This is a genomic window from Bacillus sp. CZDM1 (assembly GCF_055502545.1).
The window spans coordinates 137,556-161,626 of sequence record NZ_JBUESO010000005.1 but is presented as its reverse complement, the minus strand read 5'-3'; the positions used below and the strand labels follow the sequence as shown (position 1 = coordinate 161,626).

Genomic DNA, 24,071 nt, shown 5'->3' with positions numbered 1-24,071 from the left:
AAAATCCCTCCTCAAAGGATTAATTCTTCCAATCTAATTTTTCTAAAAAGGCGTAAACATCTTCATGAAGCTGATCACGTTCTTTGTCTAGCGTAATCACATGTCCTGATTCTTCATACCATTTTATTTCTTTCACGACGGATTCCACTTCATTGTAAATGATGTTTGCACTATCTGTGTTTATCATTTTGTCATGACGTGCTTGAACAACAAATGTTGGAGCGTAAATCATATCAACATGATTGCGAACATCTGCAATTAATTCTTGCAGAGCCTTTAAGGTATTCATCGGTGTTTTTGAAAACTCATTCATTTCTAGTTCAATTTGTTCTTCGCTTTTTCCTTCTCGTTCCTTATATTCGCGTGCATACTCAAGAATTCCGTGATACATCACTTCTTCACTTTTTATATACATGGGTGCACACATTGGAAATACACCTTTTATAGGTACAGTGTAACCCAATTTCAAGGAAAATACGCCGCCAAGTGAAAGTCCGCCGACTGCAATTTCTTCGTGTCCTTGATTTTTTAAAAAACTATAGCCATTTATTACGTCCTGCCACCAATCTTCAGGGCCAGTGTGCACTAGCTCCTCTGGTGGAACACCATGTCCCTTATAGTGCGGTGCATGACAGGTATATCCCCTTTTTTCTAAAAAGCGTCCCAACATCCGGACATCAGCCGAATTTCCTGTGAATCCGTGAAGTAAAAGAACCGCTCGTTTTCCTCCTTTAAAGGTAAAGGGCTTTGGTACAGCAATTTTCATAGTTAAAACTCCTTCAGTTCTATAAAATCCGTTATCTTAGTTTAAGCAAAGAATTGGCTAACATTCCAGAAATAAGCCTTCGATTTTTGTGCATAAAAAAAACCTGACTTTAGAGACAGGTTTTTGAGCATTCTTTATTAAACTTCGAAGTATGCAACCAATACCGCAAGGATAATGAAAAGAACGGATAATACAATGGTAATACGATGTAGAACTAAATCAAGTCCTCGTGCTTTTTGCTTACCAAATAATGTTTCAGCACCACCTGAAATGGCACCAGATAATCCAGCACTTTTACCTGATTGCAATAAAACAACTAGAATAAGTCCAATACTCACGATTACTAATAATGTAACAACCAATGCATGCATGTAAGCCACCTCCTGTTAGTTCGTACATTTCACAGTATTTTTAATGTACCATAATATTGACCTTTTAACAATACTAGTGTTTGTGTCAGCTTTTAGGAGATTATCCGATATGTCAAACCGTTCTGAAACTAGAGCACCGCTGGAGTTACCGTGAACCCTATTCATTTCATACTTCGGTCACTCCAGCACCTCTGCACTGACCGTAACCTCTAATCTACTCACGCTTCGGTCACTCCAGCACCCCTGCATTGACCAAAACCTCTTTTCTTCTCACACTTCGGTCACTCCAGCCCCTCTGCACTGACCGTAACCTCTAATCTACTCATGCTTCGGTCACTCCAGCCCCTCTGCATTGACCGTAACCTCTTTTCTGCTCATGCTTCATTCACTCCAGCCCCTCTGCATTGACCGTAACCTCTTTTCTTCTCACGCTTGCTTCGGCTACTCCAGACAAAGAAAGGCACTCATTCGTCAATGAGCGCCTTCGCTAAGATGATTATTTTCTTAGGTTATAGAAAGATTTTAATCCGTTGTATTGTGCTGTTTCACCTAATTGGTCTTCGATACGAAGCAATTGGTTGTATTTCGCTACACGGTCTGTACGTGAAGGAGCACCTGTTTTGATTTGACCTGCGTTTGTTGCAACTGCGATGTCAGCAATTGTGTTATCTTCTGTTTCACCAGAACGGTGAGAAATAACAGCAGTATAGCCAGCACGCTTCGCCATTTCAATTGCATCAAATGTTTCAGTTAATGTACCGATTTGGTTTACTTTGATTAGGATTGAGTTTCCGATACCATTAGTGATACCTTCAGAAAGCTTCTTAGTATTTGTAACAAATAAGTCATCACCAACTAATTGAACTCTGTTTCCAATACGCTCAGTTAAAAGCTTGTGACCTTCCCAATCGTTTTCATCTAAACCATCTTCAATTGAGATAATTGGATATTTATTTGAAAGCTCTTCATACCAATCAACCATTTCAGCAGAAGTTTTAACAACGCCTTCACCAGCAAGGTGGTATTTTCCATCTTCTTTGTTATAGAACTCAGAAGATGCAGCATCCATTGCCAAGAATACTTCTTCACCAGGCTTATAGCCAGCTTTTTCGATTGCTTGTACAATCGTTTGAAGTGCTTCTTCGTTTGATCCTAGGTTTGGAGCAAATCCGCCTTCATCTCCAACTGCTGTGTTAAGTCCTTTTTCTTTAAGAACAGATTTTAAGCTGTGGAAAATTTCAGTACCCATCCGAAGAGCTTCTCTGAAGTTTGGAGCTCCTACAGGCATTACCATGAATTCTTGAATATCAACGTTGTTATCCGCATGCTCTCCGCCGTTTACGATGTTCATCATTGGAACAGGAAGCTGCTTCGCGTTGAAACCGCCAAGGTATTGATATAAAGGAACATCTAAGTAGTTTGCTGCAGCATGAGCTACTGCCATAGATACACCTAGAATTGCATTAGCACCTAATTTACCTTTATTTTCAGTTCCATCAAGCTCGATTAAAGCGTGATCGACAGAAACTTGATCTAATACACTAAATTCTTCGCCAACAAGGTGTGGAGCAATAATTTCGTTAACATTAGCTACAGCTTTCAATACACCTTTGCCAAGGTAACGTTCTTTATCTCCATCGCGAAGTTCTACTGCTTCATATTCACCAGTGGAAGCACCGCTTGGTACTAACGCTCGGCCAAAAGCTCCTGATTCTGTAAAAACTTCAACTTCTACTGTTGGGTTACCGCGGGAATCTAATACTTCACGTGCATATACATCTGCTATAAATGGCATTTTATTCTCTCCTTTTTATATAAAAAATTATTTAATTAATGTTTTTCCTGTCATTTCAGCTGGCTGTTGTACTCCCAGAAGATCGAGAATCGTAGGAGCTAAATCGCCTAAGATACCGCCGTCACGCAGCTCTACACCATTTTTCGTAACAATTACAGGCACAGGACTGGTTGTATGAGCGGTCATGGGATCACCTTCAAGCGTGATTACTTCATCGGCATTACCATGGTCAGCTGTAATAATAGCTGTACCACCTTTTTGAAGAATTAAATCAACAATTTTTCCTAAGCATTCATCAACCGTTTCAATTGCCTTAACTGTTGGTTCAAGCATTCCAGAATGTCCAACCATATCTGGATTTGCAAAATTTAAAAGAATGGCGTCAAACTTATCTGCCTGTATTTCCGCAAGTAGCGCGTCTGTCACTTCATAGGCACTCATTTCAGGCTGCAGATCATAGGTTGCAACCTTTGGTGAGTTGATTAAAATTCGCTCTTCACCTGGAAACTTATCTTCACGGCCGCCGCTCATAAAGAAAGTAACATGAGGATATTTCTCGGTCTCGGCAATTCTTAATTGCTTCAATCCATTTTGCGCTAAAACCTCTCCTAATGTGTTATCCAGATTAGACGGTTTAAACGCAACATACCCGTTTACCGATTCACTGAAATGGGTTAAACATACAAAAAATAAGTCTCTCGGATGTTTTTCTCCACGATCAAAAGCTCGGAAATCTTCGTTTGTAAATACGTTAGAAATTTGAATCGCTCGGTCAGGACGGAAATTATAGAAAATGACTGCATCATTTTCCTGAATGGTCGCAACAGGCTGTCCGTCTTCCTTTGTGATTACGGAAGGAATGACGAATTCATCAAAAATACCATGCTGGTAGGAATCCTCTACTACTTCTAACGGATTACTGTAAGTAGGTCCATCGCCATAAACCATGGAACAGTATGACTTTTCAACACGCTCCCAGCGGTTGTCACGGTCCATTGAATAATAGCGTCCAGAAATGGTAGCAAATTCTCCAACGCCATACTCATTCATTTTATCCAGAGTTTGTTGAATATATGTTGCAGCTGTTTTCTGGCCAACATCACGTCCATCAAGGAAGCCATGAATGTAAACCTTCTCTATTCCTTCTTCTTTCGCCATCTTTAAGAGTGCAAACATATGGTTAATATGGCTGTGTACACCGCCATCCGATAATAAACCGAATAAGTGGAGGTTTGTTCCATTTTTCTTTACATGGTCCATCGCACTGCAGATGGTTTCATTTTTATCAAATTCACCTTCGCGAATCGCAATATTCACACGTGTTAAGCTTTGGTAAACAATACGGCCGGCACCGATATTTAAATGGCCCACTTCGGAGTTACCCATTTGTCCCTCAGGAAGCCCTACTGCCTCGCCTGAAGCCGTTAAATGCGAGTGCGGAAAATGACTCCAATACCGATCGAAGTTCGGTTTTTTTGCATGAAAGACTGCATTCCCTTTTTGTTCATCCCTGCATCCAAATCCATCTAGAATGATGAGGGCAACGGGAGACTTACTCATAGCTTCCTGCCTCCAATAGCTGCAAGAATGAGCGAGCTTCAAGGCTGGCTCCGCCTACAAGTGCACCATCGATATCTGGCTGTGCCATATATTCTTTAATATTTTCTGGTTTCACACTGCCGCCATATTGGATTCTAACAGCATTAGCGACATCTTCACTGAACTGCCCGGCAACTACCTGACGTATATGTGCACATACATCATTCGCATCTTGTGAAGTAGATGATTTACCAGTTCCAATTGCCCAAATAGGTTCATAGGCAATAACAGTTTGTTTCACTTGGTCATCCGTTAAACCAGTCAATGCTTTTTGAATTTGAGATCCTACAAAATCCATAGTTTCGCCATTTTCACGCTGTTCTAGTGTTTCACCACAGCAAACAATTGGTGTTAAATTATATTTAAAGGCTGCAAGTGTCTTTAAGTTTACAGACTCATCGGTTTCATTGAACATTTCTCTGCGCTCAGAATGACCAATAATCACATATTGAACGCCAATTTCAGAAAGAGGTTTTGGGCTGATTTCACCGGTAAACGCTCCGCTCTCTTCAAAATGCATATTTTGAGCGCCAATTTTTACTTCTGTACCTTCCGTAATTTCTACAAGATTTTGTAAAAATATAGCCGGGGCACAAATAACAGAATCGATTTTGTCCGCTTGAGGTACAAGTCCTTTTACTTCTTCCGTAAAGCTCTTTGCCTCAGCAAGTGTTTTATTCATTTTCCAGTTACCTGCAATAATCGGTTTACGCATTGGGGCACTTCCTTTCAATATGTCCAGTTCCAGCGCCTAGGCGCTTCCACTTTTCTATTTATCGTTTAATGCTACTACTCCTGGGAGCTCTTTGCCTTCCATAAATTCAAGTGAAGCACCGCCGCCTGTTGAAATATGGCTCATTTTTTCTGCTAAATCAAATTTCTCAACTGCTGCTGCAGAGTCTCCGCCGCCAATTACTGAGTATGTACCTTCTGCTTCTGCAAGGGCTTCAGCAACTGCCTTCGTACCACCAGCAAATTTATCGATTTCAAACACGCCCATTGGTCCGTTCCAAATGACTAATTTTGATTTTTGAATCACATCACGATAAATTTCAGCTGTTTTTGGTCCAATATCAAGAGCTTCCCAGTCTGCAGGAATCTCATTAATAGCAACTTCCTTAGTATTCGCATCTGCAGAGAAATCATCTGCAACGATAGCGTCCACAGGCATATAGAAATTAACACCTTTTTCTTTTGCCTTTTCCATGAACGTTTTGGCTAAATCAATCTTGTCTTCTTCAAGAAGTGATTTTCCAATTTCATGACCGTTTGCTTTTACGAATGTATACGCCAGTCCGCCGCCAATAATTAAGTTATCAACGTTCTCTAATAGATTTTCAATAACACCAATTTTGTCCCTTACCTTCGCACCGCCAATAATCGCCGTAAATGGACGCTCAGGATTTGATAGAGCTTTTCCAAGAACATCTAGCTCTTTTTCCATTAAAAGACCAGATACAGCAGGAAGATGGTGTGCAATACCTTCTGTAGAAGCATGGGCTCTGTGAGCAGCACCAAATGCGTCATTTACATAAACATCAGCAAGTTCAGCAAAGGATTTCGCGAGCTCTGGATCATTCTTTTCTTCACCAGGATAAAAACGTACGTTTTCAAGAAGAAGAACATCGCCTTCATTCATGGTTTCTATTAAAGATTTAACAGAATCACCGTAAGCTTCATCCGCTTTTTGAACGTTTTTACCAATTAGCTCAGAAAGTCTTACACCAACTGGAGTTAAGCGCATCTCTTCTACAACTTTACCCTTCGGACGTCCGAAATGGCTTGCCAAAATGACCTTTGCACCTTGATCGATTAAGTTCTGAATGGTTGGTAATGCAGCGCGAATTCTTGTTTCATCCGTAATTTTCCCATCTTGCATCGGTACGTTAAAATCCACACGGCAGAATACGCGTTTTCCTTTAACATCAACATCTTTTAATGTTTTCTTGTTCATGCGAAAAGCCTCCTAGTTAGAAATGCGGAAGCGCCTTGACCAGGGGCGACAGGCATAAGACGAGCCGGCAAGAAGGTTGTTCTTTAACCTTCTTGACGGATTGGCTTATGACCCCGAGCCCCTAGGCGCTGCAGCTGGACAAGCATTATTTACACAAAAAAAGGGAGGGGGAATGTTCCCCGCTCCCCTTTGAAATACCCTAAATCATTATAGCCTTTTGATGAAAAAATTTCCAACCTCAGCCAACTAAAGATTATAGACCTTTTTGAGCGATATATCCAATAAGGTCAACAACACGGCTTGAGTAACCAACTTCGTTGTCATACCAAGATAATACTTTAACCATATTGCCTTCAAGAACCATTGTTGATAATGAATCGATTGATGATGAAGCAGGGCTGCCATTATAGTCAGTAGAAACTAATGGAAGTTCGCTATAGTGTAGAATTCCTTTTAATGGACCTTCAGCTGCTGCTTTTAATGCTGCATTCACTTCGTCAGCTGTTACATCCTTTTCTAGCTCTGCAACTAAGTCAACGATAGAAACGTTTGGAGTTGGTACACGAACAGCCATACCGTTTAATTTACCTTTAAGTTCTGGTAGAACTAAAGAAACTGCTTTTGCTGCACCAGTTGAAGTAGGAATCATGTTCTCAGCTGCTGCACGTGCACGACGGTAGTCCTTATGTGGTAAATCAAGGATTTGCTGGTCATTTGTATAAGAGTGGATAGTAGTCATCATTCCACGTTTAATTCCGAATTGATCATTTAATACCTTCGCAAAAGGAGCTAGACAGTTAGTTGTACAAGATGCATTTGATAATACATGGTGGTTAGCAGCATCGTATTTGTCTTCGTTAACACCCATTACAATTGTAATATCTTCGTTTGATGCTGGAGCTGAAATAATAACCTTCTTCGCACCTGCTTCAAGGTGTTTTGCAGCATCTTCACGCTTAGTGAAACGTCCTGTTGATTCAACCACTACTTCAACGCCAAGCTCTCCCCAGCCTAGTTGAGCAGGATCGCGTTCAGCAAGTACTTTTACCTTTTGGTTGCCAACAACTAGGTATTGACCGTCAACGGTAACATCTTGTTGAAGTGTTCCATGGACTGTATCGTATTTTAAAAGATGCGCAAGCATATTTGCATCAGTTAAATCGTTAATTGCTACGATTTCCATCTCTGAATTATTTAATGCCGCACGGAATACGTTACGGCCGATACGACCAAATCCATTAATACCAACTTTTACTGTCATTGTAAATTCCTCCTAGAAAAGGTTTTATTTAGGCTCTTTTCTTAGAAAAGAGCTAGAAAACTAAATTCTAAAGCCAAAATGACTATTTTCACGTTAAAATCGGCTTTAAGATTTTAACAACTTTCTTACGAAAACAGCCTTATTTAAAAAGGGATTAACCTTTTAATAACTTTCTTGCTGCACCTTCATCTGTGATTAATATCGTCGAAGGTGGTGCTTTTTTCATATATGCCTTTATTGCTTTTGCCTTTGAGGCTCCGCCTGCAACAGCAATCACATTTGGAATCTGTGCGAGGTCTTCTAGTTGGAGTCCAATTGTTAAAACCTTATGGACTATTTCACCTTTTTCATTAAAATAGTAGCCGAATGCTTCCCCGACTGCCGCTTGATTCTCTAGCTTTTGCTTAACCTCAGGTTTTGACTTTCTTCTTTCAGCCATTGTGATAGCGTCCCCTATACCATGAAGAACCATGCTTGCCGATTTAATTAAATTTAACACTTCATGGATTTCTGGCTCTTTAATCAGGGATTCATAAATTTCATTACTAACTTGGTCAGGTACATAGAATACACGATGTTTTGAACCTGTATTTTTTGACATAATCGAGCTAATTGTATTTGCCTGGTTTTGAACATCCTCACCAATTCCGCCGCGAGCAGGAACAAAAAGAAGATCCTTTTTACCAAGCTCTGGTGTAAGTACATTTGCAACAGCTGCCATGGTTGAGCCGCCAGTTACAGCGATAATATTTTTTCCTGTTAAGTAGTTTTTCATGCAAATTGCACTGGCCTTACCCAGGTCATCCTTCACCAATAAGGACTCATCACTGTTACCTGGAACAATCACGACCTTACGAATTTTAAGGCGGTGCTTCAACTCCAGTTCCATTACGTCAATACCGATTAATTCGCGTATCATTTCTTCTAAGTCTTCTAGTAAATTTTTCCCTTCAAGGGTCAAACTCATTCCAATATTGTTAATAGAAACGAGATTTTGTTCCTTAAGAAAATCAACTTCACTGCGAAGGACTCGTTCTGTATAGCCAAGATTGGTAGCAAGACTACGTCTTCCAACGGGCTGCATAAAACCAATATGCCTAAGGATAGAATATCGTTTATGTAGCACCTGAAGGAGGTCAGGTAATAATCTTTTTTGGATATCGATGAGTGATTGCATAACACCTTGCTCCTTACATAATATGTAGTTGGTCGTAAAATGTCCACCATAGACAAATTATGTCCCACTCTACCGAAAAAAAATCACCCCTGCTAACAAATTACATTCTAACAGGAGTGAAAACCTTTTTCAACTTAAAAGTTTTTAGATTTTTCTTGCAAACGGTTACTTATGTCGATTTTGTTAATGATTCCAAAAGCAGCTTCTTCTCCATTAATATGAACCACAGGAATCATTATTCCATACAGCTCAGTTAATTCATCACTTTCATCAATATCCATTTCCTCTAATGTAAAGTTCCATTCTTCCTTTAATTCAAGGATTATTTTTTTTGCTTTCTCACAAAGTGGACAGCGTTGTCTTGTATAGAAGGTAATCACTGTTTGCGTCATTGTTCTATTCCTTTCAATCAAACCTTTTTCTTTTGGATGAGGAATGAATTCCCAGCTGATCTCGATACTTAGCGATCGTTCGCCTTGAAACCACGATACCTTGGGTGCTTTTTAGTCTTTCCACTATTTCTTGATCGGATAAAGGTTTCTGTTTGTTTTCTTTTTCAACCATAGCAGCTATAGCGTTTTTCACCTGACTAGAGGAAGTATTATCGTTTGAAACCGTTTGAATTGTGCTTGTAAAAAAGGATTTCAACGAAAAGGTTCCAGCTGGGGTCTGAACGAATTTATCCTTAACTGCTCGGCTTACAGTTGATTCATGAATATCCAGCTCTACCGCGATTTCCTTCATGGTCATCGGAACGAGATATTCTCGCCCTTTTTCAAAAAAAAGGGTCTGTTTTTCAACAATTTTCCCAGCCACTCTTGTTAAGGTTTCTTTTCGCTGCTCAATACTTCTCAGTATCCACTGATAATCCTGCAGCTTTTCCTGCAAAAATCGACCTACCTGTGGATCATGGTTTGCATTAAATTTTTGGTAATAGTGATCGTTAAAGCTTAATTTGGGGATAATGTCATCACACAATCGTACGGAAAACTGATCGCCAAACTTTTCAACGATAACATCCGGGATTATATAAGATGCATTTTCCTGCTCTAAAAGTGCTCCAGGTCGTGGATTCAGCTTCTGTATGGTATCAAATACTTCTTGTATCCGTTGCATGGGAATTTCCAGTTCTTTTGCAATTTGCTTCCATTTCTTTTCAGCAAACGGTACGAAGTAGTCCGTTAGAATACTTAGCGCTAAATCATCTTTAAGATTTTCCCGTTCTACCTGAATTAATAAACATTCCTGGAGGTTCCTAGCCCCGATTCCAGCAGGCTCCAAGGCTTGAATCACAATAATGCTCTCTTCAACTAGTTCCAAATCGACCCCAAATTTATCTGCAATTTCCTCTGGTCCGGAGGTTAAGTATCCGTTTACATCAAGATTCTGAATCAAATGTTTAATTATTTTTAATTGAATACTAGAGTATTTATGAAGATTGAGCTGATTTAGCAATTGGTCTTCCATCGAGGATGACTTTGCTGCAATTTGTTCAATCCACTTGTTTTCTGTATTTTTCGTATGTTTCCGCCGATTGCGGTCTATTAATGGGTTAATAGGCTGAATGTTGTTATTCTCAACTTGTAGCAGGGGATTTTCAAGCGCCTTGTTTTCTAAAAAAGAAGAAAGCTCTTGGGCTGAATATTGTAAAAGTGCAATTGCTTGCGTCAATTCCTGCGTCATTGCCAATTTCAAAGATTGTTGCTGCCATAAACCTGCTTTTAAGTCCATTTCCTAACCCCCCTTTTTCTATTCTACAAGATAAAAGAGTATTGGTGAATGGAAAAAATTTGGGTAAATTGACTTTAGAGGGTTATTATCATCATTAAGGTCACTAAAATAGAAAAGGTTTTCGTGTAGACAAACCTTTTTTCTCTTCATTTCATATTTTCAAGTTCTTTTCGATTGGGTGCCATCGGAGGCTGCTGGAGCCAGCCGCGATCAACCAATAAATTAAACCCTTTACCAGCATAAATCAATATTTCTGCAATGAATTTTTGATAGTTGGCGACCAAGTCTGTACGCAGCGACACGGACACCGCATGGCCAAGCAACGTTACATCGATGCTATTCAAAGCGTGAAATAAGGTAACAATAAGTTTATTCGAAAAAGGAAGCACAGTTGAATCGGTTACTTCCATAGCGGTTGAGGTATTGCCAAGAAGTTGTTCTTTTACTAAAATTTCATGAAATACTCTTATTTGCTTTTCTGAAATTTCTTTTCCTTCTTTTATAAACTCCTTTATTTCTTTGTCGTCGACTACTTGGAGTAAAGCAGTACATAAAAGTATAGAAAAATAATTACGTTCGGTATTAAAAAAGATTTCTGTTATTTCAATTGCATTTAATGGTCTTTTCTTTATCATCCCGCTTAAATAGGAAAGTTTCTCAATATATTCAACCTGCTTTGGATAGGGTATCATTGGCGGACGATCATATATACCCTTTGACAGCATAAGTTCAGTCGTTGCCTTAAATAATAGGGATGCTTCATTCAAGGCAGTCACGTGAAAATTCAATACATCCTCTCTTGCAACATTTGATGTAAGAAAACCAGCGTTAATCATTCCCAGACGGTTCATCATATAAACAAAGGTAAGACCAAACATATCATAGAACAAAGGCGGTGCTGAATAATTAATATCCTCGTCCGTAAACGAATCGGGTAAGGGGATGTGTTCCTTCGTAAAAATAGCGGATATTTGTTGAATATGGTTTTCAGCATTCTTAAGTGCCTTTTCCAAAAGAGGTTTGATTTCTTCATCCTGATTGTGATATAGAAAATACTTTAATAGACAAATCGTCATATTATCCTGAATAAAGGTTGCCCATAAACCGCCAATCTCCGCACTAGATAACCTTATACTGTGCTTAACCATAAAATGAAAGCCTCCTATATAAGTTCCTATATGAAAGATTCCCTGCAGGAAGGTCCTTTATTCATAGTTCAAGCCAAACGTCTATACGAAAAAAAGCCTCTAAACTATTAAAGCGTAGAGGCTTTTTTGATATAACGCGCTCGGAGGGAATCGAACCCCCATTTTAAGAACCGGAATCTTACGTGCTATCCGTTGCACCACGAGCGCAAATATGCGACTAACATATTATATGCCAATTTGCGAAACTTTGCAAGCTAAATAGGTTTAAAAAAGCCCTCAATGGTTATGCTGAAATAGGGAAAGATGTCGAACAAATTAAAGGCGAATTGTTTGACCTTAATTGACCATCAGTGTATCATTAACTATACATATTAAAATCTTTCATACTTAAAGGAGGAAGAAAAATGAACTTGATTCCTACAGTTATTGAACAAACAAACCGCGGAGAGAGAGCGTACGATATCTATTCTCGTCTCTTAAAAGACCGTATTATTATGCTTGGCAGTGGTATTGATGATCATGTAGCGAACAGCATTGTTGCACAATTATTATTCCTAGAAGCGGAAAACCCTGAAAAGGATATATCCATTTACATTAACAGCCCAGGCGGAAGTATTACTGCAGGTATGGCCATTTATGATACGATGCAGTTCATTAAGCCAGATGTTCAAACCATTTGTATCGGTATGGCTGCCTCAATGGGTGCCTTCTTACTTGCTGCTGGTACAAAGGGTAAGCGTTATGCGTTACCAAATGCCGAAGTAATGATTCACCAGCCATTAGGCGGAGCACAAGGTCAAGCGACTGAGATTGAAATTGCAGCTAAGCGTATTCTATTCCTTCGTGAGAAATTGAATGGAATCCTTTCAGAGCGCACTGGCCAGCCTCTTGAAGTAATTCAAAAGGACACTGACCGTGATAACTTCATGACAGCTGAAAGAGCAAAAGAATACGGCCTAGTTGACCATATTATAACAAGAAGCCTTGCAGAAGAAAAGAAAGAAAAGTAATAGAAAAAAGAGTTTGACCAATTTTGGTCAAACTCTTTTTTAATGTTCATTTTGAACAAAATTAGACAATGCATCCACTGCTCTTTCTTCATCATCGCCATCTGCAACAATATTAACCACCACTCCTGAGCCGACAGCCAAGCTCATTAAGCCCATTATGCTCTTTGCATTTACTTTTTTACCATCTTTCTCTAAAAAAATATCAGCTGAAAAGCGGTTTGCCTCCTGAACAAATAATGCTGCAGGTCGCGCTTGAAGACCCGTTTTCAATTTAACTTCTACTTGTTTCTCTACCATTACAAAATCCTCCTCATGTTTTCCTCTATTTTCTTGTAGCCATTTCACCTATCCGCAATTTATCGGCGATTTCATCTATCTTTCTTAACCGATGATTAATTCCCGATTTACTAATTGTACCTCCGGTAACCATCTCCCCTAGTTCTTTTAGGGTCACATCCGTGTAATGGAGCCGGAGTTCAGCAATTTCTCTTAGCTTATCAGGCAATATATTTAACCCGACGGTTTCATTAATATAGCGAATATTTTCAACCTGACGAATGGAAGCGCCTATCGTCTTATTTAAGTTCGCTGTTTCACAATTAACCAGTCGATTAACCGAATTTCGCATATCCCTTACAATCCGCACATCTTCAAAGCGAAGAAGAGCATTGACTGCACCAACGATATTTAAAAACTCGGTAATTTTTTCTGCTTCTTTTAAGTAAGTAATATAGCCTTTTTTTCGTTCTAGTGTTTTGCTATTGAGCCCAAATCTATTCATTAACTCGCATAAGGAATCGTTATGTTCCTTATATAGCGAAGCAATTTCCAAATGATAAGATGATGTTTCCGGATTATTTACGGAACCTCCAGCAAGGAACGCACCACGTAAATAAGAACGTTTACAACATTTCTTTTTGACAAGTTCACTAGATATATCATGGATGAAGGTAAATCCATCACCTAGGATTTTCATATCCTCCAGTATTTCCTTAGCCCGTTGCGATAAACGGACAATGTAAACATTGTTCTTTTTTAATCTCATTTTCTTTCGAACAAGCAGTTCAACTGGAACATCATAGCTCTTTTTAATTAATGTATAAATCCTTCTAGCGATCGCTGCATTTTCAGTTTGAATATCCACAATTAACTTACGGTTGGAAAACGACATAGAACCATTCATCCGTATGAGAGCAGAAAGTTCAGCCCGAATACAGCATGGCTTTATCTCCAAATTCGTTAATTCTTTTTTCGTTTCCGAAGCGAAAGACATCCCTTCACCCCCTTTTATCCGGGTTTTTAATCCGGGCACTATTATTACGCTTCATACCTCTTTTTGGTTTCACTTATAAGCAAATTATATAATATTTTTGCCACCTTTTTCGGGTCATGTCTAAGTGCTCCATTTTCTTGTATCGCAATGTCTGCATGAACCACTTCAAGTCCAAGTTCGAAAATACGGTCCAAATCATAATTAACAGGATTCGCAAGTTCTTCATTATAACGAAGTTGAATATCTTCAGGAATTTCTTTGTCGTTAATTAGAACGGTATCCATAAATGCACATGCCATATGATCATAAATGGCCTTTACATGGTCACTCGCAGTGAATCCGTGTGTTTCGCCCGCTTGTGTCATAAGATTGCATATATACACCTTTTTAGCATGTGACCGGCAAACCTCTTCACCTAATCTTGGTACAAGTAAATTAGGCAAGATACTCGTATATAAACTGCCTGGTCCGATAATAATTAAATCTGCTTGTCTAATGGCTTGAATCGATTCTGGCAGTGGAGTAATTACCTCGGGTGTTAAAAATACTTTTTTTATTTTTTTGCCAGAATACGGAATTTTTGATTCTCCAGATACAACTGTCCCATCCTCCATTTCAGCATGAAGAACAACACTCTGATTTGCTGCTGGCAGGACCTTGCCTCGAACATTTAATACCTTACTCATTTCTTGAATCGCGTGGACAAAATTCCCGGTAATCGATGTCATTGCAGCCAAAATCAAATTACCAAGTGAATGTCCCGATAATTCATTGGAGGTCTTAAAGCGGTGCTGAAACATCTCTTCAACAAGCGGTTCAACATCTGATAAAGCAGCTAACACATTTCGGATATCTCCTGGCGGTGGAATTTGCAGGTCATCACGGAGCCTTCCTGAACTTCCGCCATCATCCGCAACCGTCACAATGGCGGTAATATCAACTGGATATTGTTTTAATCCCCGTAATAAAACAGGCAACCCTGTTCCCCCGCCAACGATGACGATTCTTGGCTGTCCTAACTCGCTCATGTCGTTTGATCCTTTCTCCTCTCAATGTCACGATGTGAAACTAGTGTCTTATAATCACTTTCAAAATGTTTTGCAAGATACTCAGCCAGCGTAACGGAGCGGTGCTGCCCGCCAGTACAGCCTATTGCGATTACAAGCTGTGCCTTTCCTTCCCGTTTATAGTGGGGAAGCATAAAGCTGAGTAAATCTGTGACCTTATCTAAGAATTTATGCGTTTCATTCCATTTTAAAACATAACTAGAAACCTCTTCGTCTAAACCTGTTTTAGGTCTCATGTGATCGATATAATGAGGATTAGGAAGGAAACGTACATCAAAAACAAGATCAGCATCGATAGGAATTCCATGCTTAAATCCAAATGACATGACATTAACAGTAAAAATTGATTGATTATTCGAAGTAAATTCAGTAATAATCTTTTCCCGTAATTCACGTGGTTTCATTTGCGATGTGTTATAAATAAGCTGGGCCCTGCCCTTTAATTCATCAAGAAGCTCCCTCTCCAATTTGATTCCTTCTAATGGTAAACCAGATTGTGCCAGCGGATGAAATCTTCTTGTTTCCTTATATCTTCGCACCAAAGTAGCATCATCTGCATCCAAGAATAAGATTAATGGACTCACCCATGAGGTTTCTGCAAGTTCATCCAGCGCTTTAAATAAATGATCAAAGAACTCTCTACCTCTTAAATCCATAACTAATGCCACTTTATTCATTTTATTCCCAGATTCCTTCATTAGTTCAAGGAATTTTGGAAGCAGCGTTGGAGGTAAATTATCTACACAGAAAAAACCTAAATCCTCTAAACTTTGGATAGCAACTGTTTTTCCAGCTCCAGACATCCCCGTAATAATGACCATTTGCGTTTCATTTGCAGCTCCGGTACTCATTCACTATTCCCCCCTCAAGTTTAACTTGGATCTAATCGATAACTGATTAGTTGAAAATCTTTTGTATAAGTAAAAGTACCGTAAATAATTCCATTTCCATGAATCATGTAATCGATAATATGATAGTCTCCCGCCGCCATTGGCAGGTTTTTTAGTTGATCGAGAGGCTGCCATTCAAGCTTCCCTTCATCTGATTCATCCACCTGCATTCCATCAGAATCAGTTCCAAAAAAGGTAAACATCATCCATTCCGATAGCACTTGATCATTTTCTTTCATTATGAACGTAAAAATACCCTTCAATTGTGGGTTTTTTAAGTAAATTCCAGTTTCTTCCCGGTACTCACGAATACAGGAGTCACGAACAGATTCACCAGGTTCCATTTTGCCGCCTGGTGCCACCCACCAGCCCCGGCGCGGTTTTTTTAACATCAATACTTGATTATCTCTAATTAACACACAATTGGTGACTCGCTGCACAACACTCACCCTTTATATAGTACATGCTCAGTTATATCGTAAAATGCGCATATTTATTCCTCTTATTATACTCCTTTTGGTATGAGGTCACAATGAAATCAAATTTCTTAATTTTGTTAAAAATATGTAAAAAAATAGCACAGGCTTTAAAAGCCTGTGCACCAAGTGAATATTTTAAAGGGGGTCAATTCTTATTTACATTCTACCTTATTAATATTTCATCACTGTTACAACAGAATTAAAACAGGATTACGATTATGAAGATTTTGTAAATTTACTGTTTGATTTTTAATTCTTCTTTAAGTTCTTCTACATAGTGCTGTGCACTTTGTGCGGCAATACTGCCATCACCTGTAGCAGTAACAATTTGTCTCAAAGTTTTCTCACGAATATCTCCTGCAGCAAAAATCCCCGGTACTTTTGTTTCCATTAGCTCATTTGTTTCAATATAGCCATTTTCATTGGTAATACCTAAGTTCGAAAATGGCTTAGATAGTGGGATCATTCCGATATAGATAAACACACCATCTGCAGGAAGCTCCTGCTCCTCACCATTTTGAGTGGAAACAAGGGTTACACTGCCCACTTTTCCATCCTTATCATTAATCGACTTAATGGTATGATTCCAAATGAAGTCAATTTTTTCATTTGCAAAGGCACGGTCTTGAAGAATCTTCTGAGCACGAAGTTCATCTCGGCGATGGACAATGGTTACTTTCGAAGCGAATCGTGTTAAATAAACACCTTCTTCAACCGCAGAGTCCCCGCCGCCAATGACATACAATTCCTTTTGTTTGAAAAATGCTCCATCACAAACAGCACAATAGGATACACCACGGCCGCTAAGTTCTTTCTCCCCAGGTACGCCAACCTTCTTGTATTCCGCACCTGCAGAAATAATCACAGAATAGGCTTTATATTGCTTCGAACCCGCAACAACCGTTTTGGTGTCACCATTGTCGATAATTTCTTTAATATCGCCATATGCATATTCTGCACCAAACTTTTTCGCGTGCTCAAACATTTTTGTGGATAAGTCTGGACCCAGGATACTTTCAAAACCAGGATAGTTTTCAACATCCTCCGTGTTGGCCATTTGACCACCAGGCATTCCGCGTTCAATCATAAGTGTAGAAAGATTCGCACGAGATGTATAAACAGCAGCTGTCATTCCAGCAGGACCAGCACCAGCGATAATCACATCATAAATTTTTTCCTCAGACATATTGGTTTCACTCCTTATATATAAAAAAATACGATTAAGTATAGTATTCCCTACTTAATCGTATAAAACAATCGTATCGAAGTCCATTTATCTGCTTAATTTAGATGTTTTGACACTAACTTTACATATTTACCAATGGTTGCTGGTGAGATATCATAGCGTTTGGCAATTTCTTGCTGTGACACCTTTTCATTGCTACTCTTATACCAGACATATTCCATTGCTCCAGCCCAAGCACGTTTGTTATTTAAGTTAATCTGTGACTTAGAAATTTCTACAAATACAGAAAACCACATCAAATATAAACCTGACTCAATCGTTCCGATTGGCTGATGTTTTTCATACAAGACCTCAGCAATTTCCTGTGCAGCTTTTATAGAGGAAGGAGTTCCTGACTTTACTAAAGAAACATAATTTTTTTCCATTGGTGTAAACTTTTGATTTTGATAAAAACGTTTAGAAGTGAAAATTTCTTCTGTTTTTCCCGAAACCGAAGCTAAGAATATGGCAAATAATCGTTCTTCAATATAATCACTTTCTAATTTCTGGAAAATTGAACCGGAATGATCCTCAAATCCATTTGCAACCGGTTTTTCCAAATTCCAAGGCTCGAACCCTTCTTTATCGGGGTTATGTTCAAGCGCTACTTTCCAAATACTTCGCGCAAAGTTCTCGTGGTTAGTAAAATAAGACGAGTAGGAAAGCCAATAATAGAATGGACCGTCACCATCAAAACCGCTTTTATAAAGCTTTTTCAGCCAAAAGTACGCAGACTCATATTCACCAATTAAAGCAAAGGTTGTTCCCAATTTATATTGATGGTCAATGAGCATCGGCTGAATTTTCTTTAAGGAATCCATTAAACGTGTAACAGTTTTTGTCTTTCCTTGGTAATGGGCAAATACAAGCCGATTACACAAGGCATGAAGATTTCCTGGATTTCTTTCTAATACATCGTCGAGAATAGATTCTGCTTTTTTGGCTTTCCCTAAATAAAAATAGGCGAGAGCTAAGTTATTATACGCAGACCAATATTCTGGGTAAGTTTCAACGACATCCTTTAAGAGCTCAATCGCTTTTGGAAAATATCCAGATTCCAGTAGATCACGAGCCTGCTCCTGCTTAATAATCAGATCATCTTGTTCATAAAGTTCATCTTCTAAGCCCTCCGCCTCAAAGGAAAGAAGCTCGAGAAGGTCTTCTGTATCTTCGCTAAAATCACCATTAGGATCTAATTCCAAATACATATTTGCATGATGATACGCATCTTTAAAGAAACCCATATGGGCATAATTATTTGCTAAAAAATAATGACATTCAGCCATTTCTTCATCAAGATCTTCAAGGATTAAATGCAAGAGTCGATTAGAATTTTCAAACTCACCAAGTTCGGTTGATACTATGGCAAGCTGACAGGTTATCATCGGTTCACCCGGCTCCAGCTGCATCGCCCGTTGAAGATATTTTTTTGCTTTCTTAAAATCACGGCGATGGTATGCTTTAATACCCTTCGTGAAATAATATTCCCCAGTCGGAACAAATGACAGGATCTTTCCCTTTTGAATTCTTACTTTCGAGTCTTTAACCATGGAGACCTCCATCTATACAATAAACTAACTTATGTAGTATACCACAATACCAGCCCGTACGAGAAGGAATTGAATTGTTTGGAGCATATTGGAAGATTCCCCAAATATACAAAAACACGTTGCATAACAGCGTGTTTTTGTATATTTGGTGCCTGTCACCGCATTATCATTGTTATCTCTTATGTCTTTCCTCTAGCGTTTTCAGTACTTCTGTGAACGGCAGGCCTTGTTCAACTAATAATACTTGTAAGTGATAGAGGAGGTCGGCGGCTTCCCATTTTAGTTCTTCTTTGTCGCGGTTTTTGGCCGCGATGATGACTTCTGAGGCCTCTTCTCCGACTTTTTTCAAGATTTTATCGACGCCCTTTTCGAAGAGGTATGTGGTATACGCCCCTTCTGGACGATCTTTCTCTCGTTCGATAATCAGCTTCTCTAATGTTTGTAAGATTTGATAGTCCGCTAGGCTAGAAGTCCTTTCTGTAACAACTCCCTCTGTGAAGCAGCTAACGGCACCTGTATGACAGGCCGGTCCCTTCGGCTCTACAAGCACTAGAACAGCATCCTGGTCGCAGTCATATTTCACACTTACTACCGATTGAGTATTCCCACTCGTTGCTCCTTTATGCCAAAGCTCCTGACGGGAGCGGCTGAAGAACCATGTTTCCCCTGTTTCTAGCGTTTTTGTCAGTGATTCCTGATTCATATAAGCTAATGTTAATACTTCTTTCGTATCGGCGTCCTGTACGATGGCAGGTACTAATCCTTTTTCATCAAAACGAATATTCACCGGACACTCACTCCCTTCTCTAGCAAATAGCTTTTCACTTCATGAACTGAGGTTTCTTTATAATGAAAAATTGAAGCTGCAAGGGCTGCGTCTGCTTTCCCATTTACAAAAGCCTCTTCAAAATGACTGGCATTCCCAGCACCGCCTGAAGCGATCACAGGAATCGTCACTGCCTCACTCACCGCTTTTGTCAGCTTTAGATCAAAGCCATTTTTCTCACCATCACTATCCATACTGGTTAGTAATATTTCACCTGCACCTAATTCAGCAGCTTCTTTTGCCCATTCTATTACCAAGCGGTCCGTAGGCGTCCTCCCGCCATGTGTATAAACACGCCATGTTCCAAGCTCTTCATCATACTTCGCATCAATGGCAACCACAATACACTGTGTTCCAAAAAAGCCTGCTCCTTCAGCAATTAATTCAGGATTCAAAACAGCTGCCGTATTTAATGACACCTTATCAGCACCGGCACGAAGAATTCTTTTCATGTCTTCTAAAGAATTAATCCCGCCGCCAACTGTAAAAGGAATGGCAAGCTCTGAAGCAACAGCCTTTACCACTTCTACCATTGTTTTTCGGCCTTCAACGGATGCGGAAATATCAAGAAAGACTAGCTCGTCAGCACCCTGCTCATCATAAAACCTAGCTAATTCAACAGGATCACCAGCGTCCCGAAGCTGAACAAATTGAATGCCTTTGACAACTCTTCCTTCTTTAACATCAAGGCAGGGGATAATTCGTTTCGTCAGTGTCATTTTCTCACCCCGCCAATTGCAAGTGCTTCCTTCAATGTAAATCGGTTTTCATATAGGGCCTTCCCAACAATGGCCCCTTTCACACCCTCCGCATGAAGCGCACTCAAATCAGTTAAACTGCTCACTCCGCCAGAGGCTATCACCGTTTTTCCCGTGACCTCTGCCATTTCACAAACAGCAGCAATATTAGGACCCGAAAGCGTGCCATCCGTTGCAATGTCAGTAAAAATAAATGTCCCAGCACCAGCGTCTGCAAAGCGTTTGCTTAGGTCTACTGCTTTCACTTCCGAAGTAGTAAGCCATCCATGTGTTGCCACATAACCATTCTTAGCATCGATACCGACAACAATCTGTTCACCGTACTTCTTAATCATTTCAATCGCAAACTCGGGATTTGAAACGGCGATGCTCCCGATAATCACGCGAGTAATTCCATTTTCTAAATAATGAAGGATGTCCGCCTCAGTACGAATCCCGCCGCCAATTTGGACTTTTACCTTTAACTGCTGAGCTGCTTCAATGACAAAGCGATCATTAATCCTTTTGCCATCCTTTGCTCCGTCAAGGTCAACCATATGTATCCATTCAGCGCCATCTGCTGCAAACGCCCGAGCCATATCAAAAGGTGAATTACCATAAATCGTTTCTTTATCATAATCGCCTTGGAGAAGGCGTACGCAATTCCCGCCGCGCATATCAATCGCTGGATAAATAGTGAGTGTCATCGTACCGCCTTCCTTTCCTCAACTAAATTCAAAAAGTTGTTCAGCAGGGCCATTCCAAGCTTACTGCTTTTTTCAGGGTGAAATTGCATTCCGAATATATTATCCTTACCAACAACCGCTGATACTTCTTCATGATAATTGGCTTTTGCCAGCAGAACCTCTGAATTTTCCGCACTCACATAGTAAGAATGAACAAAATACACATAATCCTCTTCTAAACCTTCCAAAAGTGGTGAAGATTTAACGAATTCAAGTTTGTTCCAGCCCATATGCGGGACCTTGTATGTTTCTCCAGCAGGGGTTTTTCCAGGAAAACGGCGTACACTTCCAGGCAATAATCCAAGTCCCTTTGTTAAACCATTTTCGTCACTATCTTCAAACAAAAGTTGCATACCAAGGCATATTCCAAGTAAAGGTTTCCCCGTTGCCGCGAACTCCTTAATGGTATCAACCTGCAGGACTGCCATTGCGTCCCGGAAAGACCCTACACCAGGCAGCAATAAGGCGTCTGCCTGAAGGAGTTCCTCTTTGTCCCCTGATATAAAATAATCGGCATTCAACCGCTCAAGAGCCTTGCTGACACTAAAGAGATTGCCCATACCATAATCGACAATTCCAATCATTTACAACATCCCTTTCGTTGACGGAACTCCTTTGATGCGAGGGTCAATGGTTGTTGCTTCGTCAAGTGCTCGGCCAAGGGCTTTAAAAACAGCCTCAATCATATGATGCGTATTTTGTCCGTAATGAACGATCACATGAAGATTCATGCGCGCCTCAAGGGCAAGCTTCCATAAAAATTCATGAACAAGCTCAGTATCAAAGGTGCCCACCTTTGCACTTGGGAACTCCGCACGCATTTCAAGGTGCGGGCGATTACTAAGATCGACCACAACTTGGGCTAGTGCTTCATCCATTGGTACAAAGGAATTTCCATAGCGTTTAATTCCTTTTTTGTCACCGAGGGCTTCCCGCAATGCCTGTCCTATACAAATCCCGATATCCTCTGTTGTGTGATGGTCGTCTACCTCGGTATCCCCTTTTGCGTCAACGGAGAGGTTAAATTGCCCGTGTTTCGTGAATAAATCAAGCATATGGCTAAGGAATGGAACTCCTGTTTCAAGTTCAGACTTTCCTTCGCCATCTATGTTTAATGATAAGCTGATTTGGGTTTCATTTGTATTTCGTTCAATGCTTGCGTATCTTTCCATGGAAGGGCCCCCTAGCAAATAATTATTGATTTTTTAGTCTTAACTCTACTGCACGTGCATGGGCTTCTAGACCTTCCATGCGCGCAAATTTCGCAATTTTTTCTCCATTATCTTTTAACGCCTTTTCACTGTATATTATGACACTTGATTTCTTTTGAAAATCATCCACATTCAAAGGACTTGAAAATCTTGCCGTACCATTGGTCGGAAGAACATGGTTAGGTCCTGCAAAATAGTCGCCAACTGGCTCTGAACTATAGCGGCCAATAAAAATAGCACCTGCATGGCGAATTTTCCCAAGCAGCTCCATTCCATTCTCGGTCAAGATTTCAAGATGTTCCGGGGCTAACTGATTCACCGTTTCCACGGCTTCTTCTATAGAGGAAGTCACATAGATTACACCATAATCAGCAATCGATTTTGAGGCTATGTCCTTACGCGGCAGTAAAGCCAGTTGTTTCTCTACCTCGACGGCTACGGCCTCTGCTAAAACAATAGAAGGAGTGACAAGCACACTGCATGCACGTGGATCATGCTCTGCCTGTGATAACAAATCAGCAGCTACTTCATCGGCCCTTGCAGAATCATCTGCGATAATCGCGATTTCACTTGGTCCGGCAATCATATCGATATCAACATCACCGAAAACCTCTCGCTTCGCCAATGCTACGTAGATATTACCTGGGCCAGTAATTTTATCAACAGAGACAATGGACTCTGTTCCATAAGCCAATGCACCGATTGCCTGAGCCCCGCCGACCTTATAAATTTCTTCCACTCCCGCTTCCTTCGCTGCAACGAGCACAGCTGCTGGAAGTTTTCCATCGCTGTCAGGAGGTGAGACCATCACGATTCTTTTCACTCCTGCTACTTTTGCGGGAATAACATTCATTAATACCGAGGAAGGATAGGCTGCCGTTCCCCCTGGAACATATACTCCCACTGAGTCAAGGGGAGTAATTTTTTGACCAAGTATACTGCCGTTCTCTTCGGTCGTCATCCATGAAGGTCGCAGTTGTTTTTCATGAAAGCTTCTGATATTGTCTGCAGCTTCTCGAACAATAGAGATAAATTCAGAATCTACTTTTCCGTAGGCTTCATTTATTTCACTTTCAGTAACCACAAAGGAATCTAACCTTACTCGGTCGAATTTTTCTGTATAATCACGTAAGGATTTATCACCTGAGAATCGAATGTCCGAAATGATATTTTTAACTACGGCTAACTGTTCCGCTGTTCCTGATTCAATGGACCTTTTGATTGATACAAGTTCATTCACTTTCACTATTTTCAT

General features: G+C 40.0%; 25 protein-coding genes and 1 tRNA gene. 1 reads left to right on the top strand and 25 read right to left on the bottom strand.

What is annotated here, in order from left to right:
• Positions 1–19: 19 nt before the first annotated feature.
• The 12 genes from ACY3XC_RS13430 to ACY3XC_RS13375 all read right to left on the bottom strand — a co-directional run bounded on the left by ACY3XC_RS13430 (position 20) and on the right by ACY3XC_RS13375 (position 12,009).
• The gene (locus ACY3XC_RS13430) at positions 20–766 is read right to left on the bottom strand and encodes an alpha/beta hydrolase (protein WP_464869007.1); all 747 of its coding nucleotides are present in this window, start codon (positions 764–766) and stop codon (positions 20–22) included.
• 137 nt (positions 767–903) lie between these two features.
• The gene (secG, locus tag ACY3XC_RS13425; protein WP_464869006.1) at positions 904–1,137 is read right to left on the bottom strand and encodes a preprotein translocase subunit SecG; all 234 of its coding nucleotides are present in this window, start codon (positions 1,135–1,137) and stop codon (positions 904–906) included.
• Positions 1,138–1,633: 496 nt separating this feature from the next.
• Positions 1,634–2,932 carry a phosphopyruvate hydratase gene (gene eno / locus ACY3XC_RS13420; RefSeq protein WP_464869005.1) on the bottom strand — a complete coding sequence of 433 codons (1,299 nt, stop codon included), beginning with the start codon at positions 2,930–2,932 and terminating at the stop codon, positions 1,634–1,636.
• A 27-nt stretch (positions 2,933–2,959) separates the two neighbouring features.
• Positions 2,960–4,492 carry a 2,3-bisphosphoglycerate-independent phosphoglycerate mutase gene (gene gpmI / locus ACY3XC_RS13415; RefSeq protein ID WP_464869004.1) on the bottom strand — a complete coding sequence of 511 codons (1,533 nt, stop codon included), beginning with the start codon at positions 4,490–4,492 and terminating at the stop codon, positions 2,960–2,962.
• A complete protein-coding gene (gene tpiA / locus ACY3XC_RS13410; protein WP_464869003.1) occupies positions 4,485–5,246 on the bottom strand; it encodes a triose-phosphate isomerase in 762 nt (253 codons plus the stop codon). Before tpiA ends, gpmI begins: the two co-directional genes overlap by 8 nt.
• Positions 5,247–5,300: 54 nt before the next feature.
• Positions 5,301–6,485 carry a phosphoglycerate kinase gene (locus ACY3XC_RS13405; protein ID WP_464869002.1) on the bottom strand — a complete coding sequence of 395 codons (1,185 nt, stop codon included), beginning with the start codon at positions 6,483–6,485 and terminating at the stop codon, positions 5,301–5,303.
• 253 nt (positions 6,486–6,738) lie between these two features.
• Positions 6,739–7,746, bottom strand: coding sequence for a type I glyceraldehyde-3-phosphate dehydrogenase (gene gap / locus ACY3XC_RS13400; protein ID WP_179156502.1), 1,008 nt, complete (start codon positions 7,744–7,746; stop codon positions 6,739–6,741).
• Between the two features lie 154 nt (positions 7,747–7,900).
• Positions 7,901–8,923: a sugar-binding transcriptional regulator gene (locus tag ACY3XC_RS13395; RefSeq protein WP_464869001.1), complete on the bottom strand. Its 1,023-nt coding sequence runs from the start codon at positions 8,921–8,923 to the stop codon at positions 7,901–7,903.
• Between the two features lie 134 nt (positions 8,924–9,057).
• Complete coding sequence (locus tag ACY3XC_RS13390; protein ID WP_464869000.1) at positions 9,058–9,315, bottom strand: glutaredoxin family protein; 258 nt, start codon at positions 9,313–9,315, stop codon at positions 9,058–9,060.
• Between the two features lie 13 nt (positions 9,316–9,328).
• The gene (gene rpoN, locus ACY3XC_RS13385) at positions 9,329–10,654 is read right to left on the bottom strand and encodes an RNA polymerase factor sigma-54 (RefSeq protein ID WP_464868999.1); all 1,326 of its coding nucleotides are present in this window, start codon (positions 10,652–10,654) and stop codon (positions 9,329–9,331) included.
• Positions 10,655–10,800: 146 nt separating this feature from the next.
• On the bottom strand, positions 10,801–11,802 hold the full coding sequence (locus ACY3XC_RS13380; RefSeq protein ID WP_464868998.1) for a DUF3231 family protein: 1,002 nt from the start codon (positions 11,800–11,802) through the stop codon (positions 10,801–10,803).
• Between the two features lie 135 nt (positions 11,803–11,937).
• Positions 11,938–12,009 (bottom strand) — tRNA-Arg (locus ACY3XC_RS13375).
• A gap of 197 nt (positions 12,010–12,206) precedes the next feature.
• Between ACY3XC_RS13375 and clpP the strand changes: the two genes are divergently transcribed.
• Positions 12,207–12,812 (top strand): ATP-dependent Clp endopeptidase proteolytic subunit ClpP, encoded by a 606-nt coding sequence (clpP, locus tag ACY3XC_RS13370; RefSeq protein WP_179156507.1) that lies wholly within the window; start codon positions 12,207–12,209, stop codon positions 12,810–12,812.
• A gap of 39 nt (positions 12,813–12,851) precedes the next feature.
• On the opposite strand, the gene ACY3XC_RS13365 is transcribed toward clpP, so the two are convergent.
• From ACY3XC_RS13365 to hisD, 13 genes are all read right to left on the bottom strand, one after another.
• Complete coding sequence (locus ACY3XC_RS13365; RefSeq protein ID WP_179156508.1) at positions 12,852–13,109, bottom strand: HPr family phosphocarrier protein; 258 nt, start codon at positions 13,107–13,109, stop codon at positions 12,852–12,854.
• 25 nt (positions 13,110–13,134) lie between these two features.
• Positions 13,135–14,085 (bottom strand): DNA-binding protein WhiA, encoded by a 951-nt coding sequence (gene whiA / locus ACY3XC_RS13360; protein ID WP_464868997.1) that lies wholly within the window; start codon positions 14,083–14,085, stop codon positions 13,135–13,137.
• A gap of 44 nt (positions 14,086–14,129) precedes the next feature.
• Positions 14,130–15,113 carry a gluconeogenesis factor YvcK family protein gene (locus ACY3XC_RS13355; protein WP_464868996.1) on the bottom strand — a complete coding sequence of 328 codons (984 nt, stop codon included), beginning with the start codon at positions 15,111–15,113 and terminating at the stop codon, positions 14,130–14,132.
• Positions 15,110–16,003 (bottom strand): RNase adapter RapZ, encoded by an 894-nt coding sequence (rapZ, locus tag ACY3XC_RS13350; protein WP_464868995.1) that lies wholly within the window; start codon positions 16,001–16,003, stop codon positions 15,110–15,112. The genes ACY3XC_RS13355 and rapZ overlap by 4 nt, the downstream gene beginning before the upstream one ends.
• Before the next feature lie 20 nt (positions 16,004–16,023).
• Positions 16,024–16,482: an NUDIX hydrolase gene (locus tag ACY3XC_RS13345; protein ID WP_464868994.1), complete on the bottom strand. Its 459-nt coding sequence runs from the start codon at positions 16,480–16,482 to the stop codon at positions 16,024–16,026.
• Positions 16,483–16,756: 274 nt separating this feature from the next.
• The gene (gene trxB / locus ACY3XC_RS13340; RefSeq protein WP_179156513.1) at positions 16,757–17,707 is read right to left on the bottom strand and encodes a thioredoxin-disulfide reductase; all 951 of its coding nucleotides are present in this window, start codon (positions 17,705–17,707) and stop codon (positions 16,757–16,759) included.
• Between the two features lie 95 nt (positions 17,708–17,802).
• Complete coding sequence (locus tag ACY3XC_RS13335; RefSeq protein WP_464868993.1) at positions 17,803–19,296, bottom strand: tetratricopeptide repeat protein; 1,494 nt, start codon at positions 19,294–19,296, stop codon at positions 17,803–17,805.
• Between the two features lie 172 nt (positions 19,297–19,468).
• Positions 19,469–20,083 (bottom strand): bifunctional phosphoribosyl-AMP cyclohydrolase/phosphoribosyl-ATP diphosphatase HisIE, encoded by a 615-nt coding sequence (hisIE, locus tag ACY3XC_RS13330; protein ID WP_179156515.1) that lies wholly within the window; start codon positions 20,081–20,083, stop codon positions 19,469–19,471.
• Positions 20,080–20,841, bottom strand: a complete 762-nt coding sequence (gene hisF / locus ACY3XC_RS13325) for an imidazole glycerol phosphate synthase subunit HisF (RefSeq protein ID WP_464868992.1) — start codon at positions 20,839–20,841, stop codon at positions 20,080–20,082. Before hisF ends, hisIE begins: the two co-directional genes overlap by 4 nt.
• Positions 20,838–21,566: a 1-(5-phosphoribosyl)-5-[(5-phosphoribosylamino)methylideneamino]imidazole-4-carboxamide isomerase gene (hisA, locus tag ACY3XC_RS13320; RefSeq protein WP_464868991.1), complete on the bottom strand. Its 729-nt coding sequence runs from the start codon at positions 21,564–21,566 to the stop codon at positions 20,838–20,840. Before hisA ends, hisF begins: the two co-directional genes overlap by 4 nt.
• Positions 21,563–22,189, bottom strand: coding sequence for an imidazole glycerol phosphate synthase subunit HisH (gene hisH, locus ACY3XC_RS13315; protein ID WP_464868990.1), 627 nt, complete (start codon positions 22,187–22,189; stop codon positions 21,563–21,565). The genes hisA and hisH overlap by 4 nt, the downstream gene beginning before the upstream one ends.
• Complete coding sequence (gene hisB, locus ACY3XC_RS13310; RefSeq protein ID WP_464868989.1) at positions 22,190–22,777, bottom strand: imidazoleglycerol-phosphate dehydratase HisB; 588 nt, start codon at positions 22,775–22,777, stop codon at positions 22,190–22,192.
• A 22-nt stretch (positions 22,778–22,799) separates the two neighbouring features.
• Positions 22,800–24,071, bottom strand: coding sequence for a histidinol dehydrogenase (gene hisD, locus ACY3XC_RS13305; RefSeq protein ID WP_464868988.1), 1,272 nt, complete (start codon positions 24,069–24,071; stop codon positions 22,800–22,802).

What these genes read in the sequence shown, in the direction of transcription:
- ACY3XC_RS13430 (WP_464869007.1), bottom strand. Translation starts at nt 766, where the DNA reads ATGAAAATTGCTGTACCAAAGCCCTTTACCTTTAAAGGAGGAAAACGA.
- secG (WP_464869006.1), bottom strand. Translation starts at nt 1,137, where the DNA reads ATGCATGCATTGGTTGTTACATTATTAGTAATCGTGAGTATTGGACTT.
- eno (WP_464869005.1), bottom strand. Translation starts at nt 2,932, where the DNA reads ATGCCATTTATAGCAGATGTATATGCACGTGAAGTATTAGATTCCCGC.
- gpmI (WP_464869004.1), bottom strand. Translation starts at nt 4,492, where the DNA reads ATGAGTAAGTCTCCCGTTGCCCTCATCATTCTAGATGGATTTGGATGC.
- tpiA (WP_464869003.1), bottom strand. Translation starts at nt 5,246, where the DNA reads ATGCGTAAACCGATTATTGCAGGTAACTGGAAAATGAATAAAACACTT.
- ACY3XC_RS13405 (WP_464869002.1), bottom strand. Translation starts at nt 6,485, where the DNA reads ATGAACAAGAAAACATTAAAAGATGTTGATGTTAAAGGAAAACGCGTA.
- gap (WP_179156502.1), bottom strand. Translation starts at nt 7,746, where the DNA reads ATGACAGTAAAAGTTGGTATTAATGGATTTGGTCGTATCGGCCGTAAC.
- ACY3XC_RS13395 (WP_464869001.1), bottom strand. Translation starts at nt 8,923, where the DNA reads ATGCAATCACTCATCGATATCCAAAAAAGATTATTACCTGACCTCCTT.
- ACY3XC_RS13390 (WP_464869000.1), bottom strand. Translation starts at nt 9,315, where the DNA reads ATGACGCAAACAGTGATTACCTTCTATACAAGACAACGCTGTCCACTT.
- rpoN (WP_464868999.1), bottom strand. Translation starts at nt 10,654, where the DNA reads ATGGACTTAAAAGCAGGTTTATGGCAGCAACAATCTTTGAAATTGGCA.
- ACY3XC_RS13380 (WP_464868998.1), bottom strand. Translation starts at nt 11,802, where the DNA reads ATGGTTAAGCACAGTATAAGGTTATCTAGTGCGGAGATTGGCGGTTTA.
- clpP (WP_179156507.1), top strand. Translation starts at nt 12,207, where the DNA reads ATGAACTTGATTCCTACAGTTATTGAACAAACAAACCGCGGAGAGAGA.
- ACY3XC_RS13365 (WP_179156508.1), bottom strand. Translation starts at nt 13,109, where the DNA reads ATGGTAGAGAAACAAGTAGAAGTTAAATTGAAAACGGGTCTTCAAGCG.
- whiA (WP_464868997.1), bottom strand. Translation starts at nt 14,085, where the DNA reads ATGTCTTTCGCTTCGGAAACGAAAAAAGAATTAACGAATTTGGAGATA.
- ACY3XC_RS13355 (WP_464868996.1), bottom strand. Translation starts at nt 15,113, where the DNA reads ATGAGCGAGTTAGGACAGCCAAGAATCGTCATCGTTGGCGGGGGAACA.
- rapZ (WP_464868995.1), bottom strand. Translation starts at nt 16,003, where the DNA reads ATGAGTACCGGAGCTGCAAATGAAACGCAAATGGTCATTATTACGGGG.
- trxB (WP_179156513.1), bottom strand. Translation starts at nt 17,707, where the DNA reads ATGTCTGAGGAAAAAATTTATGATGTGATTATCGCTGGTGCTGGTCCT.
- ACY3XC_RS13335 (WP_464868993.1), bottom strand. Translation starts at nt 19,296, where the DNA reads ATGGTTAAAGACTCGAAAGTAAGAATTCAAAAGGGAAAGATCCTGTCA.
- hisF (WP_464868992.1), bottom strand. Translation starts at nt 20,841, where the DNA reads ATGACACTGACGAAACGAATTATCCCCTGCCTTGATGTTAAAGAAGGA.
- hisA (WP_464868991.1), bottom strand. Translation starts at nt 21,566, where the DNA reads ATGACACTCACTATTTATCCAGCGATTGATATGCGCGGCGGGAATTGC.
- hisH (WP_464868990.1), bottom strand. Translation starts at nt 22,189, where the DNA reads ATGATTGGAATTGTCGATTATGGTATGGGCAATCTCTTTAGTGTCAGC.
- hisB (WP_464868989.1), bottom strand. Translation starts at nt 22,777, where the DNA reads ATGGAAAGATACGCAAGCATTGAACGAAATACAAATGAAACCCAAATC.
- hisD (WP_464868988.1), bottom strand. Translation starts at nt 24,071, where the DNA reads ATGAAAATAGTGAAAGTGAATGAACTTGTATCAATCAAAAGGTCCATT.